This window comes from Pedobacter kyungheensis (genome assembly GCF_000812965.1).
In the GTDB taxonomy this organism is placed as follows: domain Bacteria; phylum Bacteroidota; class Bacteroidia; order Sphingobacteriales; family Sphingobacteriaceae; genus Pedobacter; species Pedobacter kyungheensis.
On the sequence record NZ_JSYN01000027.1, the window covers coordinates 76,500 to 93,704 of the forward strand.

General features: G+C 41.4%; 11 protein-coding genes. 4 read left to right on the top strand and 7 right to left on the bottom strand.

What is annotated here, in order from left to right; genetic code table 11:
- Nucleotides 1-111: 111 nt before the first annotated feature.
- On the bottom strand, nt 112-1,377 hold the full coding sequence (locus OC25_RS20080) for a glycoside hydrolase family 88 protein (RefSeq protein ID WP_082018666.1): 1,266 nt from the start codon (nt 1,375-1,377) through the stop codon (nt 112-114).
- 305 nt (nt 1,378-1,682) lie between these two features.
- On the opposite strand from OC25_RS20080, the gene OC25_RS20085 reads away from it, so the two are divergent.
- Both OC25_RS20085 and OC25_RS20090 read left to right on the top strand, forming a co-directional pair.
- Nucleotides 1,683-5,747, top strand: coding sequence for a hybrid sensor histidine kinase/response regulator transcription factor (locus OC25_RS20085; RefSeq protein WP_167335419.1), 4,065 nt, complete (start codon nt 1,683-1,685; stop codon nt 5,745-5,747).
- Nucleotides 5,748-5,839: 92 nt separating this feature from the next.
- Nucleotides 5,840-6,652: an MOSC domain-containing protein gene (locus tag OC25_RS20090; protein ID WP_039479831.1), complete on the top strand. Its 813-nt coding sequence runs from the start codon at nt 5,840-5,842 to the stop codon at nt 6,650-6,652.
- A 109-nt stretch (nt 6,653-6,761) separates the two neighbouring features.
- Here the strand turns inward: OC25_RS20090 and OC25_RS20095 are convergent, their stop codons facing one another.
- Both OC25_RS20095 and holA read right to left on the bottom strand, forming a co-directional pair.
- Nucleotides 6,762-9,020, bottom strand: coding sequence for a glycosyl hydrolase family 95 catalytic domain-containing protein (locus OC25_RS20095; protein ID WP_039479834.1), 2,259 nt, complete (start codon nt 9,018-9,020; stop codon nt 6,762-6,764).
- A gap of 139 nt (nt 9,021-9,159) precedes the next feature.
- Complete coding sequence (holA, locus tag OC25_RS20100; protein WP_039479836.1) at nt 9,160-10,182, bottom strand: DNA polymerase III subunit delta; 1,023 nt, start codon at nt 10,180-10,182, stop codon at nt 9,160-9,162.
- 106 nt (nt 10,183-10,288) lie between these two features.
- On the opposite strand from holA, the gene OC25_RS20105 reads away from it, so the two are divergent.
- Both OC25_RS20105 and OC25_RS20110 read left to right on the top strand, forming a co-directional pair.
- Complete coding sequence (locus OC25_RS20105; RefSeq protein ID WP_039479838.1) at nt 10,289-10,972, top strand: formylglycine-generating enzyme family protein; 684 nt, start codon at nt 10,289-10,291, stop codon at nt 10,970-10,972.
- Between the two features lie 99 nt (nt 10,973-11,071).
- Nucleotides 11,072-11,542, top strand: coding sequence for a type I restriction enzyme HsdR N-terminal domain-containing protein (locus tag OC25_RS20110; protein ID WP_039479840.1), 471 nt, complete (start codon nt 11,072-11,074; stop codon nt 11,540-11,542).
- A gap of 485 nt (nt 11,543-12,027) precedes the next feature.
- Here OC25_RS20110 and OC25_RS20115 read toward each other — a convergent pair whose 3' ends face one another.
- The 4 genes from OC25_RS20115 to OC25_RS20130 all read right to left on the bottom strand — a co-directional run bounded on the left by OC25_RS20115 (nt 12,028) and on the right by OC25_RS20130 (nt 16,904).
- A complete protein-coding gene (locus OC25_RS20115; protein WP_039479842.1) occupies nt 12,028-12,321 on the bottom strand; it encodes a GIY-YIG nuclease family protein in 294 nt (97 codons plus the stop codon).
- Between the two features lie 442 nt (nt 12,322-12,763).
- Nucleotides 12,764-13,957, bottom strand: coding sequence for a Gfo/Idh/MocA family protein (locus OC25_RS20120; protein WP_039479844.1), 1,194 nt, complete (start codon nt 13,955-13,957; stop codon nt 12,764-12,766).
- 206 nt (nt 13,958-14,163) lie between these two features.
- The gene (locus tag OC25_RS20125; RefSeq protein ID WP_039479846.1) at nt 14,164-15,531 is read right to left on the bottom strand and encodes a 3-keto-disaccharide hydrolase; all 1,368 of its coding nucleotides are present in this window, start codon (nt 15,529-15,531) and stop codon (nt 14,164-14,166) included.
- 17 nt (nt 15,532-15,548) lie between these two features.
- Nucleotides 15,549-16,904: a Gfo/Idh/MocA family protein gene (locus OC25_RS20130; RefSeq protein WP_039479848.1), complete on the bottom strand. Its 1,356-nt coding sequence runs from the start codon at nt 16,902-16,904 to the stop codon at nt 15,549-15,551.
- Between the last annotated feature and the right edge of the window lie 301 nt (nt 16,905-17,205).

Genomic DNA, 17,205 nt, shown 5'->3' on the forward strand with positions numbered 1-17,205 from the left:
TATAGTTGGTTGTTTGTTTGGTATCAAATTTAACCCCCGGGCGTAAATTTAAGGGGGATTTTTTTCCTTTTAAAGGTGAAAATTATCCTTTTCACCTTTAATTTATCTGGCTTAATATAGTTTTAAACCGGCATTTAGTTTCTGGTATCTGAGCAATGCCTCCATAAAATAATAGTCGGCGTATACCAAAGGTACATCTATCTGGCTGTTGTGCGGAATTGAACCTACACTGTGTTTCAAAATGAAATCAGCATTACTTCCTGTTGCAGCAAAATACTCCAGTGAGGCCAGCGAGTGCAGCATTTTTACGGCTGCATCTTTATATTTTTTAGCCGTTTGGCCTGTGGTATAGGTGCTCAATTCTAGCAAAGCCGATGCGGTAACCGCAGCAGCTGAAGCATCGCGGTATTTTACGTTAATTTTATTGGCATTAGAATTTACCCCCGGCGTATAGCCAGCCTGGTTGGCGTTAAAATCCCAGTAGGGAATAAAATCAGCAGGCAGGTTTTTGCTATCGATATAGTAGTTGGCTAAACCTTGCGCCATTTTTAAAAAGCGCGGATCTTTGGTTTCGCGGTAGGTCATGGTATAACCGTAAATTGACCAGGCTTGCCCGCGGGCCCAGGTAGAGTTATCGGCATAGCCTTGTGCAGTTTCACGCGCCAGCACCTTCCCTGTTTTATCGTCATAACAAACTACATGGTACGAACTGTTATCCGGCCTGAAATGATTTTTCATTGTAGTGAGGGCGTGCGTAACGGCTATGTGCCTGAAACTGGTATCGCCCGATACTTTTGAGGCGAAGAACAACAACTCGAGGTTGATCATGTTATCGATAATTACCGGATAGCTGTAGCTTTCTTTACCATGCCACGATTTAAATACATTCCACGATTTGATGCAGCCGGTAACCGGGTTAAAACGGGTGCTTAATGCTTTGGCCGAGTTAATTAAAACCTGCTTGTAACTTTCGTTTTGGGTAAGGCGGTAAGCATTGCCATAACTGCAGTACATCATAAAGCCCAGGTCGTGGTGCTCGGTAAAGGTTTGTAGCGGGGCTAACTTTTCTGTCCACTGGATGGCTTGAGCCTTCAAACCTGCATCCTTACCGGCCTCATAAGCATACCACAGGTTACCTGGAAAGAAACCGGTAGTCCACTCGTACAAAGTACCGCTGCGCAGCTTTCCATCTTTAATTGTTTGCGGAAAAGTATTAGCCGCAAGATCTTTGCTGGCCAGCATTGCCTTTACCTGCTTTTGGCATAAGGCCAGATTGTCTTGTATAAATTTTGTTTCGCTTTGCGCCCGGCTGATGTTGGTTAAACCCGTTAACGTAGTAAAAATAGCAACGGCAGTCAGTAATTTTTTCTTTATCATTTTAGATTTGGTTAGTACTCAGGTTAATCTGATTTATTAGCTGTCTAAACTCCGGTAAACATGATATAGCTGATGAACAGCATCACCTCTACCGGTTTGACTGATTCGAAATTGCCGTAGTTCTGCCAATTAAAGGGTAATTTTTTTCCTTAAAAAGGGGAAATATTTCCTTTTCATTCCTATTTTTGAGTATAAATGGCTTAGGCAACCAGCTGCTCATCCCGGTTAGATATTAAGCACAAATGCCTGATTAGCTATCCGTTTAGCTATTGCAACCAAATAAAACCAGAATTAACTCAAAATATTTGAAGACTTTTCGTTTTTCATTGTTATGGATATGGCTTTGCTGCATTTTTATCAATGCAACACCGGGCTATGCACAAAATGGTCAGCTTATTTTTAACCATTTAAACATTAACGATGGGTTATCTAATAATTCTGTATTATCGATCACCCAGGATACTACCGGTTATATCTGGCTGGGCACTAAATATGGTTTAAACCGCTTTGACGGAAGGAATTTCAGGATTTTTAAAAACGACCCGCAAAATGCAACATCCATCTCTTCTAACGACTTCATTAAAAGTTTAAAAATCAGGGCCGATCAAAAAATGTGGGTGGTAAACAGCGGTGTAGACCTTTACAATCCCGTTAACGAATCGTTCGAACACATTATACCCATCGCACAGGGTATAACCAAAGTGGTAGAAGATAAACAAAAACAGGTTTGGATAGCCACAACAACAGGATTAAAATTTATAGCCGCCAACAGCAAAAAGGTAATTTCCATTCAGCTGGGCAAAGGCAATTGTGAGGTTAGCGAAATATTTGAAGACCGGCAGCAACACATTTGGGTGGGCACATCAGAGGGTTTGTATGAGCTTTTCTTTAACCACAAAAAGCTACAGATCGTGCTTCACCGGGAGGAAGCCTTTAATGTACTTTATGGTAATCAGGTAAAAAGTATTGCAGCAGATAAACACTCCAATTTGTGGTTTGGTACCAAAAGTAATGGCGTACAGGTGCTGAATGTAAGTACAAAACAGATTACACACATCGCCAAAAATGGTCCGGGTAAACAAAACCTGGTGAACAATAACATCCGCAAAATCATTGCAGTTAAAAACGGTATGATGTGGATTGGCACACAGGATGGCCTTTCTATTGGCGATCCCGATTCATTTACTTTCCAGCATTATCAGCACGACGTTACAGATGCCAACAGTTTAAGTCAAAACTCCATCCATGAGCTCTTTCAGGATAAAGACGGTTCGGTTTGGATAGGCACTTTTTTTGGCGGTGTAAATGTGGTATATGCGGTTAATACTCCCTTTAAAAGTTATCAGAACAACCTCTCACCCCACAGCATCAGCAGCAGTATTGTAAGTGCCATAGTTGAAGATAAGCAACACAACCTGTGGATAGGTACCGAAGCGGGCGGTTTAAACTATTTTAACAGGCTCAGCAATCAGTTTATCAGTTATAAAAATTCGCCGGCTAATCCCAACAGCCTAAGCTCAAATTTGGTTAAAGCTATTGCAACAGATCAAAACCAGAACCTGCTCATCGGAACATCAGTTGGCGGCATAAGTTACTACGACCCCAAGACCGGGAATTTTAAGGTGTACAAAAGGAACGGAACGGGCAGTAATCGCGACAATATTGCTGCAGACAATGTAAATTGCGTATTGGTAAGCCGTGAGCAGCAGTTATTGATTGGTACTGATGAGGGATTAAACCTTTTCGATCCAGTAACCAAAAATTTTAAACTGTTTACTATAGCGGGTAGCAACACTATCTTTAACAAAAAGATAACTGCGCTGTTTCAGGATCGGCAGAACAAAATCTGGGTGGGCACCCCCGCTGGCTTATATACGCTTAAACCGGATTTAAAAGTAGGTTTCGAAACATTTAAAGATCAATCTGGTCAGGCATTTAAATCCAATATCAATTGCATTCAGCAAGATAGTGAAGGTAATATCTGGCTGGGCACTTACCACAAGGGCCTGGTTTTATTGCATCAGCGCAATAGTACCTTCGAGCTGTTTAATGCTAAAAACAACCTGCCCAGCGATAACATTTTAAGCCTGGTAGAAGACGAGCAGAAAAATTTATGGATTGGTACGGATAACGGCCTGGTAAAATACGATCGCAAAACCCGCCTGTTCAGGAGTTTTAATATGCTGGATGGCTTGCCCGATAATCAGTTTAACACGAGTTCTTTTTATAAAGCCGAAAATGGAGACTTGTTTTTTGGCACCTTTAATGGTTTGGTTACTTTCGATCCGCAGAAAATCGAAAAAAACAATACAGCTCCGAAGGTGGTATTGTCGAATTTAAAGCTTTTTAATAATCCTGTTAAAATTAATGATGATACCAAACTGCTGAGTGAAGGCATTAACCTGAGCGAAAACATTACTTTTAACCACCTGCAGAACAATTTCACCTTAGAGTTTTCGGCGTTAAACTTTATTAAATCAAACAAAAACAAATACGCTTACAGGCTGGAAGGTTTTGAAACCAACTGGAATTATGTTGAGGTGCCTACCGCAACTTACACCAATTTATCGGCCGGAACCTATACCTTTCAGATCAAAGCCACCAATAACGACGGGGTTTGGAGTAAGGAAATTAAATCGGTTACCATCAAAGTTTTACCTCCGGTATGGAAAACCATCTGGGCTTACTTAATCTATGCCATAGCCCTTTACTTTATCGTAGCCTACATTATTAAATTCTTCAGGGCGAAGGCCAAACTTAAACAGGAGCTCTATCTTGAACACATTGAAGCCGAGCACCAGAAGAACAACTACCAGATGAAACTGGATTTCTTCACCAATATATCGCATGAAATACGTACCCCGCTTACGCTTATTTTAGGTCCGCTGGAGAAACTCGAAGAGCTTACAACCGACAATGCCATTGTACACCAATATGCCTTAACCATTAAAAACAATACCAGTCGTTTGTACCGCCTGGTTAACGAGCTGCTCGATTTCAGAAAAGCCGATTCTGAAAATCTACGTTTATACTTTACTGAATCGGATCTCGTAGCTTTCTTAAACGAGGTGTTCGAAAATTTCAGGCATCTGGCAGAGTCCAAAAGCATCACTTATACTTTTAAAACAACACAAGAAACCATACCTGTTTATTTCGACAGGAACCAAATGGAGAAAGTGTTCTTCAACCTGTTATCAAATGCCTTTAAATTTACACCTGCCAACGGCGAAATTAGCCTCGTAATTGAGCAAAATAGACCTGAGCAGGTATGCGTTACGGTGAACGATAATGGAAAGGGCATTGCCCTGTATAATATCGACGATATTTTCAAAAACTTTTATCAGGAAGACCAAAGCATGGGTACAGGCATTGGTTTGGCGCTTTCTAAGAAACTGGTAGAACTGCACAAAGGAGAGGTTAAGGTTAGCAGCCGGCAAGCCACTGCAAACCAAAGTGGCTTTACTGCTTTTAAAGTATTGCTGCAACTGGGCAACAGCCATTTAACCGAAACTTTCGCCAGCGAGCCAACAGTATCAGAAGCCTACCAGCTGGAGCATGTACCAGCCTATATTACCGAAAGTCCGCTTAACCAAACCGCAGCAACGCCTAACCAAAACAAAGCTACTGTACTGATTGTAGAAGACAACAGGGAATTGAGAGAGTTCATGAAGCAGTCGTTAGCTAATGATTACGATGTGCAGGTGAGCGAAAACGGTTTACAGGGCTGGGAAATTGCCAGTACTACCCTTCCCGATTTGATTATCAGCGATATTATGATGCCGGTAATGGATGGTTTGACCCTTTGCAAAAAACTTAAAACGGATGTGCGTACTTCTCATATTCCGGTTATCCTACTTACGGCTAAATCGGCACAGGTGCACGAGATAGAGGGTTTACAGCATGGTGCCGATGTGTATGTAACTAAACCCTTTAGTCATAAAATTCTTCAGCTTAACATTCAAAATATGCTGGCCTTAAAAAGGGCTATGCAAAAAAAATACAGCGAACAGCTGCAATTACCGGCAATTACCCAGCAGCCAAATGCTTCTGCCGACGAAAAACTATTGTCGAAGCTACAGCTCATTATTGAAGAAAATTTAGCCAATGCCGATTTCGATATTGCGGCATTAACTTTAGAGATAGGGATGAGTAAATCGGTACTATATAAAAAATTCAGCGCCCTTACCGATCTTTCTTTAAATGAGTTTATTAAAACGCAGCGTTTAAAACATGCGGTAACACTGCTCCAGCAAGGTGAAACTTCTATTCTTGCTGTTGCCATACAAGTGGGCTTTAATGATGTGAAATATTTTAGCCGCGAGTTTAAAAAGGTTTATGGCATTACGCCCAGTCATTACATTAAAAACTAGGCAAAAGACTGAAAAAGCTCATTCGTTATGCATTTGTGATGTTATGTGCCATCATCTGCAATAATTACCTGTTTGTTTTTTACCTTTAAAGCATGAATAAGTTTTCCCTTTCCGAGATCTATGTATACCCCATTAAATCGTTGGGTGGCTTTAGCCTTAATGAAGCCGAATTAGAAGAAAAAGGCCTTAAATATGACCGGAGGTGGATGCTTGTTGATGAAAACGGTACTTTTATTACCCAACGCAAACATTTTGAACTGGCCCTTTTACAGGTAAGTATTGCTGATGGAAAACTTACCGTAACCCATAAACTAACGCCAGCGCAATACACTTCTTTTGGCTTGGATGAAGATACGGGAATAGCGGTACCGGTAACCATCTGGAACGATACCGCAACGGGAGTAGAAGTAAACCCTGAAGTGAGCAACTGGTTTTCGGCCTACCTGAAATTTCAAGTAAAACTGGTCAAAATGCCTTTAGCTGAAAAGCGTTTCGTTGACCGGGATTATGCCACTAATGACGAAATTGTAAGCTTTGCCGATGGTTATCCCTGTCTGTTGATTGGCCAATCGGCTTTAAACGGGCTTAACGAAAAATTGCAGGAACCGGTATTGATGGATAGGTTTCGGCCCAACTTTGTCTTTACCGGTGGTGAGCCGCATGAAGAAGATCATTTTAAAACCTTTTATATCGGCGATATCCTATTCTCGGCGGTAAAGCCCTGTGCACGCTGCGTACTGATTACCATCGACCAGCAAACCGGCGAAAAAGGCCAGGAACCTTTGCGTACCCTGGCGAGCTACCGTACCGTGAACAAAAAAATTATGTTTGGTCAAAATCTTCTTCCACAGGCATTAGGTACTATCCGTATTGGAGATGAGATTAAGGTTGTGGATTGGAAGTAAGGTTTGGTAGTGGTTCGTGAGGACACGAACCACTAGGATTATACATATACAAGCTTGGCCAAAGCATTAAGATTCCCAGTCAAGCTGGGAATGACGATTATCTAAAATTTTATTCATAACCATTCTCAAAAGTCACAGTCTGCTTTGGTTTCAGTTTTATTTCTGCAATACCATCATCCCCCATTTTTACGCTACCCGCAGGTACATCTTTGGCCACATAGGTTTTAAAAGGGAGCTTAACACGCAGCAAACCACCTTTTTCGGCATAGATTTTTACTTTTGCGGGCACACCATTTTCTTTGTTGGCGCTTACCAAAAAGGCTCCTTCTGTTCGTAAATCTTTAAAAGAAACATTGGCCCAGCTTTGTGGTACAGCCGGAAAAACCTGAATATAATTGTTTCTGCTTTGCACCAACAGTTCCTGCACGCCTTGTGCAAAAGCAAAGTTGCCTTCGAGCGTAAACGGACGGTAAGTGAAACCTGAATATTGTCCACCTTTTTGATCGCCATTTAAGTGGAAACTGTTTGCCGAGCAGAAATTACTGGCAAAAATTTCGAGTTGTTTTACAGCTTTATCAGCCTGGTAAGCCCTGGCGTATAACGAAGCCATCCAGCTAAAAGAATAGCCGCACCAGGCTCTCGTACCCATTTCTTCTATTCGCTTTAGTGAGTTATCGATTACTGTTTTATCTTGTTCTTTGTTGGCATCGAGCAAATCGAGCGGATAAATGGCCATGTATTGCGACATGTGCCTGTGCGAGCTGGTTAAATTGGCACCAGGTGCAATGGTAAAGCCGGTTTCGTTTACTTCATATTCGGGCAACTGACTCAAAATAGTTAACCAGTGTTTGCGCTCTTCTGCTTTACCATTGGCCAGGCTCACTTCGGCAGCTGCCTTAAAGAGAAACTTGGTTAGCGATAAATCAAAATTAGTCCACTCTAAAAACCAGGCTTTAATGCTGTTATCGTTATACTCAGGACTAGAGCTTAAGGGCAGTTTACGCACACCATCTTTTAAACGGGTAATGTTTTCCAGATAAGTTGCAACATCATGAATATATGGATAGGCCCTTGTTTTCAGAAAAGTATCATCCATACTGTATTTCCACTGCCAGTAAAAGTGCTGCGCAGCCCAGGCGCCAACGGTTGGCGAAAGCGAATATTGGATCCAGCCCCCCATAGGATCGCCATTTAGGGTTACAACCCCAGGCACATTCAGGCCTTCTACGCCAAAATACTGTTTGGTATAACTCAGGTTACGGTCTCTGATTTTCCAAAGCCAATCGGTAAAGGTAGCCCCTTCAGCCAAACGGTTACCGGTATAGGTTGGCCAATAACTTAGCTGAGTATTCAGGTCGTTATGAAAATCGCCTTTCCAGGGTGGTAAACTTCCGTTGTCAGCTGTCCAAACAGCTTGTAAAGTAATGGCTGGCGCACCTTTTCTGGATACACTGCCCAGTTTGTACATTTCGAGGTAATATTGCTTCTGAATTGAGGCATCGGGCACCGAAATACTCGATTTGCTCCAGAAATTTTTCCACCAGGCAGTATGTTCAATCCAGCCGGTAGGTTCTTTAGCTGTTGTAGAAATCGCAGGTAAACTCGCTGCTTTATCGCTGGTAATGGTCCACGAACCGATCATTTGGTTCTTACCAATTTTTTGCCATTGCACCAGCACTTCGAAATAATGCCCTTCGTAAGTTGGCTGATGGTAACGTACGCTATTCGGGGTATTTACCACCGTACCTTTGCCATAACCCAGTTTTTGCAAACCTACGCCAGCATGGCTGTTATCACCTTTTTCGGTTTGGTTGTTGCTGTAATTGTGCACAATTAAGGATGGCAAAAGATCTGCCGCTTTTAAATCGCTGAAACTGAAATAACCACGCTGCTCAGTAGCATGAATGTAGCAGTTAAAAACGGTTCCATTCTCGAATTTAACGGTATTTAAAGCAGTTTCGATATCGAGATCATTAGCAACCACCTTACCCAGTTTGGCCATATCAAATTCAAGGGCTGCAGCAGGAAGTTTGGTTGGAAAAGGACTCCGGTCGTAAGGTTCATCGCCCAGTTTTTGCACTGCGCCGTAATTATTTTTATGCACCTGCTCTTCAACCCACTTGAAGTTGAATTTCGAAATATCCATGGCTTTACGCTCATCCCATAAATCGGCACGGTCTAAAGACAGACGAAGTTTATTGTTTTTCTCCCATATTAATGCACCCAGCATCCCATTCCCCAATGGCATGGCTTCATCCCACTTATCGGCTAGTTTAGGAAAGGAAAGGTTGTAAGGTTTTAACTTTTGTGCGTAACCTGCAAAAGAAAAGCAGAGCAGCAGTAAGAGGATCGTAATTTTGGTCTTCATTTGGTTCTTTTAGAATTGATTAGCATTTGTGTTTAATGTATCAATCCCTAAAATACCGATATTTAATTACAATAAAATCGCCTAAAAATTACGCAAACGTTTGACAGCTAATATAAAATTGCTTTTTGCGAATAAAAGATTAATGTATGATTTTAAAAACAAGCTCTTTCAGCAATTCGCCATCATCAACATTGCCGGTGCTGTCTAATCCTTTGCTTTTTAAATCGTACTCGCGCAGTAAACTGATTACCTGAAAAACTTTACCCGTATTGTAATTTCTGGCGGCTACCTCGTAATCTTTAATAAAAAATGGTGGTACGCCCAGCGCTGACGCCGCATCGGCCTTATTGGGCACATAATGGTATTTCAATAGCTTGGTAAAATAGCCGCCTAAATTGGCCAGCACCATTACTGTAGGGTTTGCTTTGGGGTTGCTGGCGAAATAATTGATGATTTTATTGCATTTCAACACATCGCGCATAGATAGTGCTTTCTGCAGTTCAAAAACATTATACTCTTTACTGATGCCAATATTTTTTTGTACCAGATCGGTATTGATGGTTTGATCTTTAGGCACATTGAGCATCAGTTTTTCGATCTCGTTGGCGATTTTAGATAAATCAGTGCCCAGATACTCGGCCATTAAGGCTGAAGCCTGTTGATCGATCTTATACCCTTTTTCTTTGATAAACTCTTCAATCCAGGGCACCAGTTTGTAATCGCGCACCGGGTCTGACTGGAAAATTAACCCGCTTTTGCTAATTGCTTTGTAAACCTTTTTACGCTTATCGAAATTGGCATATTTATAGGCGAGGACCAAAATGGTACTGGGCAAAGGTTTTTCGAAATAATTAAGTACAAATTCGCCCTCTTTGCTGCCACCATCTTCTTTGCCCCATTTTAAATCCTGAGCCTCCTTTACAATAACAACCTGGTAGTCTGACATCATAGGATACCGCTTTGCAGCCCCCAGGACCGTTGCCATATCGGTATCCTTACCATACAGTACGGTTTGGTTAAATCCCTTTTCAGCATCATTTAACAGCTTATCTTCGATATAATCGGTTACCTGATCGATATAGTATGATTCTTCGCCGTGCAGTAAATACACAGGTTTGAATTTTCGGGCTTTAATATCTTTGATAATTTCGGCAGCAGTCATGACCGGTAAAATTACGATTTAGGTTGAACGATTAAAGAAATTAACTGATTTGTTTATGCACATAATATTAACTTTGGGCTTTATAAATTGATGAGGCACAAAAACAATGGTTTACGACATTAACCTTGCAGCTATTGAAATGGTAGAAATACCTGCGGGAACAATAGTGTTGCGCGATGATAGGATTAAGCAAAGCTGGACGGTTGAAATAAAACCTTTTTATTTAGCGAAATACAGTATTACACAAGCACTTTATTTTGAGATAACAGGTAAGCGGCCCAGTACATTTGCAGGAGACGAGCACCCTGTAGAAACCGTAACCTGGCGTGATGCCGTGGCCTTTTGTAACGCCTTATCCGATAGAAATGACCTAAACCCTTGTTATGTTTTTGATAAGGAAGCTGATGAGGTAATATTTAATCCTTTGGCCAACGGTTTTAGGCTGCCCACAGAGGCCGAGTGGGAATATGCCTGTAAAGCAGGTAGCACTGGCATCAGGTATGGTGAGCTTGACGAGATTGCCTGGTACAAAAAAAATGCTGAAAAAACCACCAGGCAGGTAGGCCTCAAAGCGCCCAATGCCTGGGGCTTGTATGATATGCTGGGTAATGTTTGGGAATGGTGTACCGACATTTATGACGAAACCGTGTACGGCTCCTACCGCATCATCCGTGGTGGTGGCTGGAGCGACGAGGAAAGAGGCTGTATGGCCACTAACCGCAGGCGCAGTCACCCTAAATCATTTAAAATAGAAGATCTGGGTTTCAGGCTGGCGAGGAATATTTTTTAGAAATTGTTTAAGTGGTTAATTGTTTAAACTGGTTAACTGAAAACCCCAAACTGATAACTGTAAATTGAATACTGCCAACTGAAAACTGTAAACTGCCAATTGAAAACTGAAACATTTACCCCTACCCCGCTTAACCTACCGCCTTATCCTTTTAAAATTACAAGAAAGGATAATGTGATTTTTATTTTCGACGAGTTGAGGAAGAAACACCTGGTGCTTACCCCTGAAGAATGGGTGCGCCAGCATTTTATACAGAACCTGATTTCGGAGAAAAAATTTCCCCGTACGCTGATTCAGATTGAAGGAGGCTTGATATTAAACCAACTGCAGAAACGGAGCGATATTTTAGTATACAACACTGCCGGTGAGAAACTAATGTTAATTGAATGCAAAGCCCCAAAAGTAAAAATTACCCAATCGGTTTTTGACCAGGCTGCGAGATACAACTCCATCCATCAGGCCAAATGGATTGTACTCACCAATGGTTTGCAACACGTTTATGCCAAAATGGATCTGGAGAAAGGAAGTTTTAGCTTCATAGAGGAAATGCCTGAGTATTTGGGGTTGTAGTTTGGGCCGCGTATAGAAAATCCGTCATTCCTAGCTTGACTGGGAATCTTAATGCTGTAGCTATAACTGCACATCGCTTTAGGATTCCCGTTTTCACGGGAATGACGATCTGTTAAGAGGATCATCTATAGAAAATCATCCATAGAAAATCCGTCATTCCCAGCTTGCCTGGGAATCTTAATGCTTTAGCTATAACTGCACATCGCTTTAGGATTCCCGTTTTCACGGGAATGACGATCTGTTAAGAGGATCATCTATAGAAAAACCGTCATTCCCAGCTTGACTGGGAATCGTAATGCTGTAGCTATAACTGCACATCGCTTTAGGATTCCCGTTTTCACGGGAATGACGATTTGCTAAGGAAGATATGTCAAGTGAATCACCAATAGAAAATCATCCATAAAAAATCGTCATTCCCAGCTTGATCCGATAGCTATCGGATGGGAATCTTAATGCTATAGCCAAGGACGCATATCTCTTTACGATTACAAATCTTCATTGAACAAGTCCAACCAATCTGGATTTTTTGAGTTGATTAATTCGATTTTCCACTGCCTATTCCACTTTTTCAGTCTTTTCTCTTCAGCAATTGCCTCTTCTATATCAAAATAGAATTCAAAGTAAACCAATTTTGTACAATTATACTTAGCTGTAAATGAAGTTGGATATTCTTTGTTTTTATGTTCAAAAACTCTCGAGTATAGGTCTGATGTAACACCGATATAATAAACGGTATTGTGCACATTGGTCATGATGTAAACCCAGCCACCTCGTTCCATTAAATAAACATAGGTATTTCTTGTGAAATTTGTGTTACAGTTTTATTTTCAAAGGGTGGGTTTACAGGGCTATGGCTATCCTTTTCCTTCGCTTTAGGATTCCCGTTTCCACGGGAATGACGGATCAGCGTAATGAGTCATCTATAGAAAATCATCCATAGAAAATCGTCATTCCCAGCTTGCCTGGGAATCTCAATCTTATAACTAGAACTAGACTAACACATCGCTTTAGGATTCCCGTTTTCACGGGAATGACGGATTTGCTAAGGAAGATATGTCAAGCGAATCACCAATAGAAAATCATCCATAGAAAATCGTCATTCCCAGCTTGACTGGGAATCTCAACCTTATAACTAGCGCTAGACTAACACATCGCTTTAGGATTCCCGTTTTCACGGGAATGACGATCTGTTAAGAGGATCATCTTAGGAACGCACCCCTACTAAACACTATAAGTTGGTTTCCAAACCTGTTTTTCGCCCGAGTAAATAGCCTCATTACACATGCCTACACATATGGCAGCCTGTGTACCGGTATTGATATTAGAAGCCGGTTCTTTGCCTGTGGTAATCGATTTATAAAACTCATCGAGCGCATAATTGGTTCCATCAATGGTTGGTTTATCCAGAATCGGGATGCCCCCATCTTTATTGACCACAATTTTTGTTGCCCCGGTTACCCCATCTACAATACCCAGTTCTTTTTTAGTGGTTTCTTCGGGATAGAACAAGCCGGTATTGGTTAATAGCGATACCGAACCTTTGGTACCTTTTATTTTAAACAGGTAACCATCGTGCGCATTGCCGCAAGTGGCACCAAAATTACCAATCATCCCTTTTTCATTATAGCGGAGAATCGCTTGAATATTATCGTAAGTTTCGCGGCCATCTTTAAACACATCTATTCCTCCCGAGCCCATAATTTCATCGGGTTGGGTTTCGAAAGCCCAGTTAATAAAATCAATCTGGTGCGAAAGCAATTCGGCAGCTAAGCCACCCGAATACTCCTTGTACATACGCCAGTTAATTTTCCTTTCTAAAGACGGATCTGGTACTGCCCTACGCCAGTTACCATTACGGTCCCAACGGCAATCGATTTGCGTAACCTTACCCAAATAACCACTTTGAATCATATCTTTCACCTTAAAATACAAAGGAGAATAGCGATATTGGTAACCCACCTGAAATACTTGTTTAGGGTGTTGCTTAACCAGTTTTTTGAGGGCCAGGGCCTGCTCAATATTGTAAGTCATGGTTTTTTCTACATACACATGTTTACCGGCAAGCACAGCGTCTTTTGCAATTTTAAAATGCTCACTTAAAGGCGTGGCAATAAAAACGGCATCGATACTTTTATCAGCTAAAACCTTTTGATAATCTTTAATGGCTTTTGCACCGGCGGGCACATACTTTTCGCTTTCTTTAAGCCTAAAATCGAGCAAATCACAATAGGCTACAATTTTATATTTAGCAGGCATCGATTTAATAACCGATAACACACCCTTCCCCCTGTCGCCACAACCAATCATGGCCACATTGATAACCTGATCGGCATACAGGCCTGCAAAAACCTCATTACCTACTAATAAACCAGAGCCCAATAATGCGGTATGCTTAACAAAAGATCGACGATGCATGATATTAAATTGTTTTGTGTGTGATTTAAAATTACGTTCTTAAAGGTAGTAAAAAGTGAATGGGCAATGCCCGAGCTCACCAACTTTTTACAAGAGGAGCAAATGGTAAACGTACGTTTAAAACCAAATGCCCTGATGCAATAAATGCGAAGTACAAAGCAATTGATAGCCTGTACTTCGCAGTATACTTTTTTAATTAAGTAGGATTATTTTAATGTTTTAATTTTAATAGTCCTGAAATCTACTTTATTGCCATGGTCTTGTAACAAGATGTGGCCTTTTGGCGCTTCGCCAAAGTTTTTCCAGTCTTTGTATTTACTAATCGCTACTAGTTTTCTAAACTCTTCCGAACCACGGGTATATTCCAAAACTTTAACTCCGTTTAAATAGTGTTCTACCTTATTATTCGGATATACGACCAAACGGCCATTATTCCAGCTGCCTATCGGGCGTAAATATCTCGACTCTTTTTTAGCAGTCATTAAATCGTATAACGAGGCAAGTGTACGGTTTCCATCGCGACCTAACTTCGCATCTGGGTGAAGCACATCATCCAGCACCTGATACTCTAAACCAATGGCCGAACCTGTGTTTTTCTCGCTTAAGGTAACAAAGTATTTTACACCACTATTGGCGCCAGGGGTAAGTTTAAACTCGAAAGACAAATCAAAAGCTGCGTACTCGTCTTTGGTTACAATATCTCCACCGTTGGTTGATTCGGCACCGCCTGATGGCTCTACACTGATTGTACCATTGGCAATTTTCCATCCTTTAGTTGGAAATGCAGTTTTATAAGCACCAATCCAGCCAGCGTTGGTTTTACCATCAAAAAGCAGTTTGTAGCCATTGGCTTTCTCGAAAGGCGATAAGGCATTTGGGGTTAAGTTTACTACGTAAAATCCTTGTGGAAAAGCTTTGGCTTTCAGACCTTCAGTCTGGATATTGATGTTTTTAAAATAAACTTTCTTACCATCGTTTTCTGTATTGTTACCAATACCGTGTACCTGCAAACCAATAAAGCCTGACTGATCTAAAGTATCGATTACATAGGCTACGGGCTGTCCGTTTAACCAGGTTTTGGTTTCATTCCCAATACATTCGATTCTGTAGTGGTTAAATTCGTTCTTTTTATACAAAGATTTTGCTGATGGATTTAACTCTAAAGGGTATAACCAGCTTCTTCTGGCTTCATCATAAATACCACCACTCCAGGCCCTTGCCGATGGATCTATCTCCACCTGACGGCCAAAAACCATTCCTCTGCCGTTATTGGCTTCCTGTTTAATGTGGCTACGGGTTTGGATACCAGAATTGGTACTTTCGCCCTCAAGTTTAACATCCAGTTCTAAAATGAAATTGCCGTATTCTTTTTCGGTAATCAGAAATGAGTTCGGTGTGCCTTTGGTCATGGTACCCACAATCATTCCATCTTCAACTTTGTATGGCGCTACACCCGCCACTGATTTCCAGCCGGTTAGGGTTTTACCATCAAATAAGGGTTTTGCTTTTTGAGCAGCAGCTGATAAACTAATTAGGGAAAAAGCAAGAATGCTATACTTTTTAATTTTTAACATGATTGGTTTAGGGATAATTAATATTTAAATACTTTTCCGTTTGCGATTACTTCTTGTTTGCTTTCATCGAAAGTGGCTTTTGCACCTGTTCTTACCGCAGCGTTGGTCATGATATTGGCAATGGAGTGCGAATAACCGGCTTCTACCGGCGCATTAGGTGTTTTGCGGCTGCGCACACATTCCATCCAATTGCGCATGTGGCCCGAGGTTAACGGATCGCCGCCCATACTGGCGCCAGTTGCGGTTTTGATTTCGGTTTTGCTCAAATCAAACTCCGGTAAAAGGTTAGCTTTTAAGCCCATGGCTGCTGCCTCTTTTTCCTTCAACCCGCCTTTTGGCGATACTTTATTGGTGATGAGGTTAAGCTCGCCACCGTTCGAATAATATACTTCGCCTACATCGCCCACGCTATTTTGCATGCGCGAGGTAAAGGTTACCTGGAAACCATCGGTAGTATCGGGTTGGCCATAATCGAATACAGCTACCATCGAATCCCAGTTTCTGCGGCCATCTTTCCAGGTGTAAATACCTCCGTTGGCCACTACACTACGCGGATGCTTTAAATTGGTAAACCAGTGTACGGTATCAATCTGGTGGCTCATCCATTGCCCGGGCATGCCTGATGAATATGGCCAGAACAACCTGTATTCTAAATATTTTCTTGGATCGAAAGCCTCAACCGGACGGTTAAGTAGAAAGCGCTTCCAATCGATATCTTCTTCTTTTAGCTTGGCCACTAAATCGGGCCTGCGCCACCTGCCCGGCTGATTTACATTCCAAACCAGATCTACGGCCGTTATAGGACCGAATTTACCATCCTGAATAAATTTTGCAGCATTGGTGTAGTTTTCTCCACTTCTTCGCTGCGAACCAATCTGTACAATCTGTTTGCTTGCTTTAACCGCTTTAAATGCTGCTTTGGCATCATCCATCGTTTCGGCAAAAGGTTTTTCTACGTAGGCATCGCAATTGGCTTTAACGGCCTCAATGGTATGTAAAGCATGTTGAAAATCGGCCGTACTGATAATTACGGCATCAAGATCTCTTGTGGCAAAAAGTTCATCGTTGTTGCGGCAGGCTTTAATATCGTGACCAAATTTTGCTTTAAGGTGGGCAATACCCAAATCCCTGCGGTAATTCCATAAATCAGAAAGGCCAACAATATCGAAATTCAGCTCTTTATGGTGGTTCATAAAACAAGGCAACAGGGTTTCTCTGAAACGATCAGAAAAACCAACCACACCTACACGTACCCTGTCGTTTGCCCCAATGATGCGGCCATAGCTTTTGGCGCTCATACCAATTGTACCGGCATAGGTTGCCGCAGCAAATATTGCAGATTGTTTAATAAATTTCCTTCTGGAATTTTCCATATTTGGTTATTTTATAAATATGGTTGCTCATCAAACCATATTGATTGAGCTAAAATAGTATTTTAAATAAATTGCACTAAAACTCAGCAGGTATTATTCTTGAAACCATTTTTTGGCGCAGCAGCACTTAATCGGCCCTAAACTTATCCAACAAGCTATTTTAAAGCCTTTTTTAATTAAATTTAAACAAGCTTGTTATTTAGGAAAACGATTGAAATAATAATTTGGGGTTGGGCTAAAAAAGAAAAGTCTCTTAACAGTTGCTAAGAGACTTTTGATATTATACCTGCAAGGTTTTAAA

Coding starts and splice junctions, on each gene's coding strand:
- OC25_RS20115 (WP_039479842.1), bottom strand. CDS start 12,321: ATGGAACGAGGTGGCTGGGTTTACATCATGACCAATGTGCACAATACC.
- OC25_RS20130 (WP_039479848.1), bottom strand. CDS start 16,904: ATGGAAAATTCCAGAAGGAAATTTATTAAACAATCTGCAATATTTGCT.
- OC25_RS20095 (WP_039479834.1), bottom strand. CDS start 9,020: ATGAAGACCAAAATTACGATCCTCTTACTGCTGCTCTGCTTTTCTTTT.
- OC25_RS20125 (WP_039479846.1), bottom strand. CDS start 15,531: ATGTTAAAAATTAAAAAGTATAGCATTCTTGCTTTTTCCCTAATTAGT.
- OC25_RS20090 (WP_039479831.1), top strand. CDS start 5,840: ATGAATAAGTTTTCCCTTTCCGAGATCTATGTATACCCCATTAAATCG.
- OC25_RS20080 (WP_082018666.1), bottom strand. CDS start 1,377: ATGATAAAGAAAAAATTACTGACTGCCGTTGCTATTTTTACTACGTTA.
- holA (WP_039479836.1), bottom strand. CDS start 10,182: ATGACTGCTGCCGAAATTATCAAAGATATTAAAGCCCGAAAATTCAAA.
- OC25_RS20120 (WP_039479844.1), bottom strand. CDS start 13,957: ATGCATCGTCGATCTTTTGTTAAGCATACCGCATTATTGGGCTCTGGT.
- OC25_RS20105 (WP_039479838.1), top strand. CDS start 10,289: ATGGTTTACGACATTAACCTTGCAGCTATTGAAATGGTAGAAATACCT.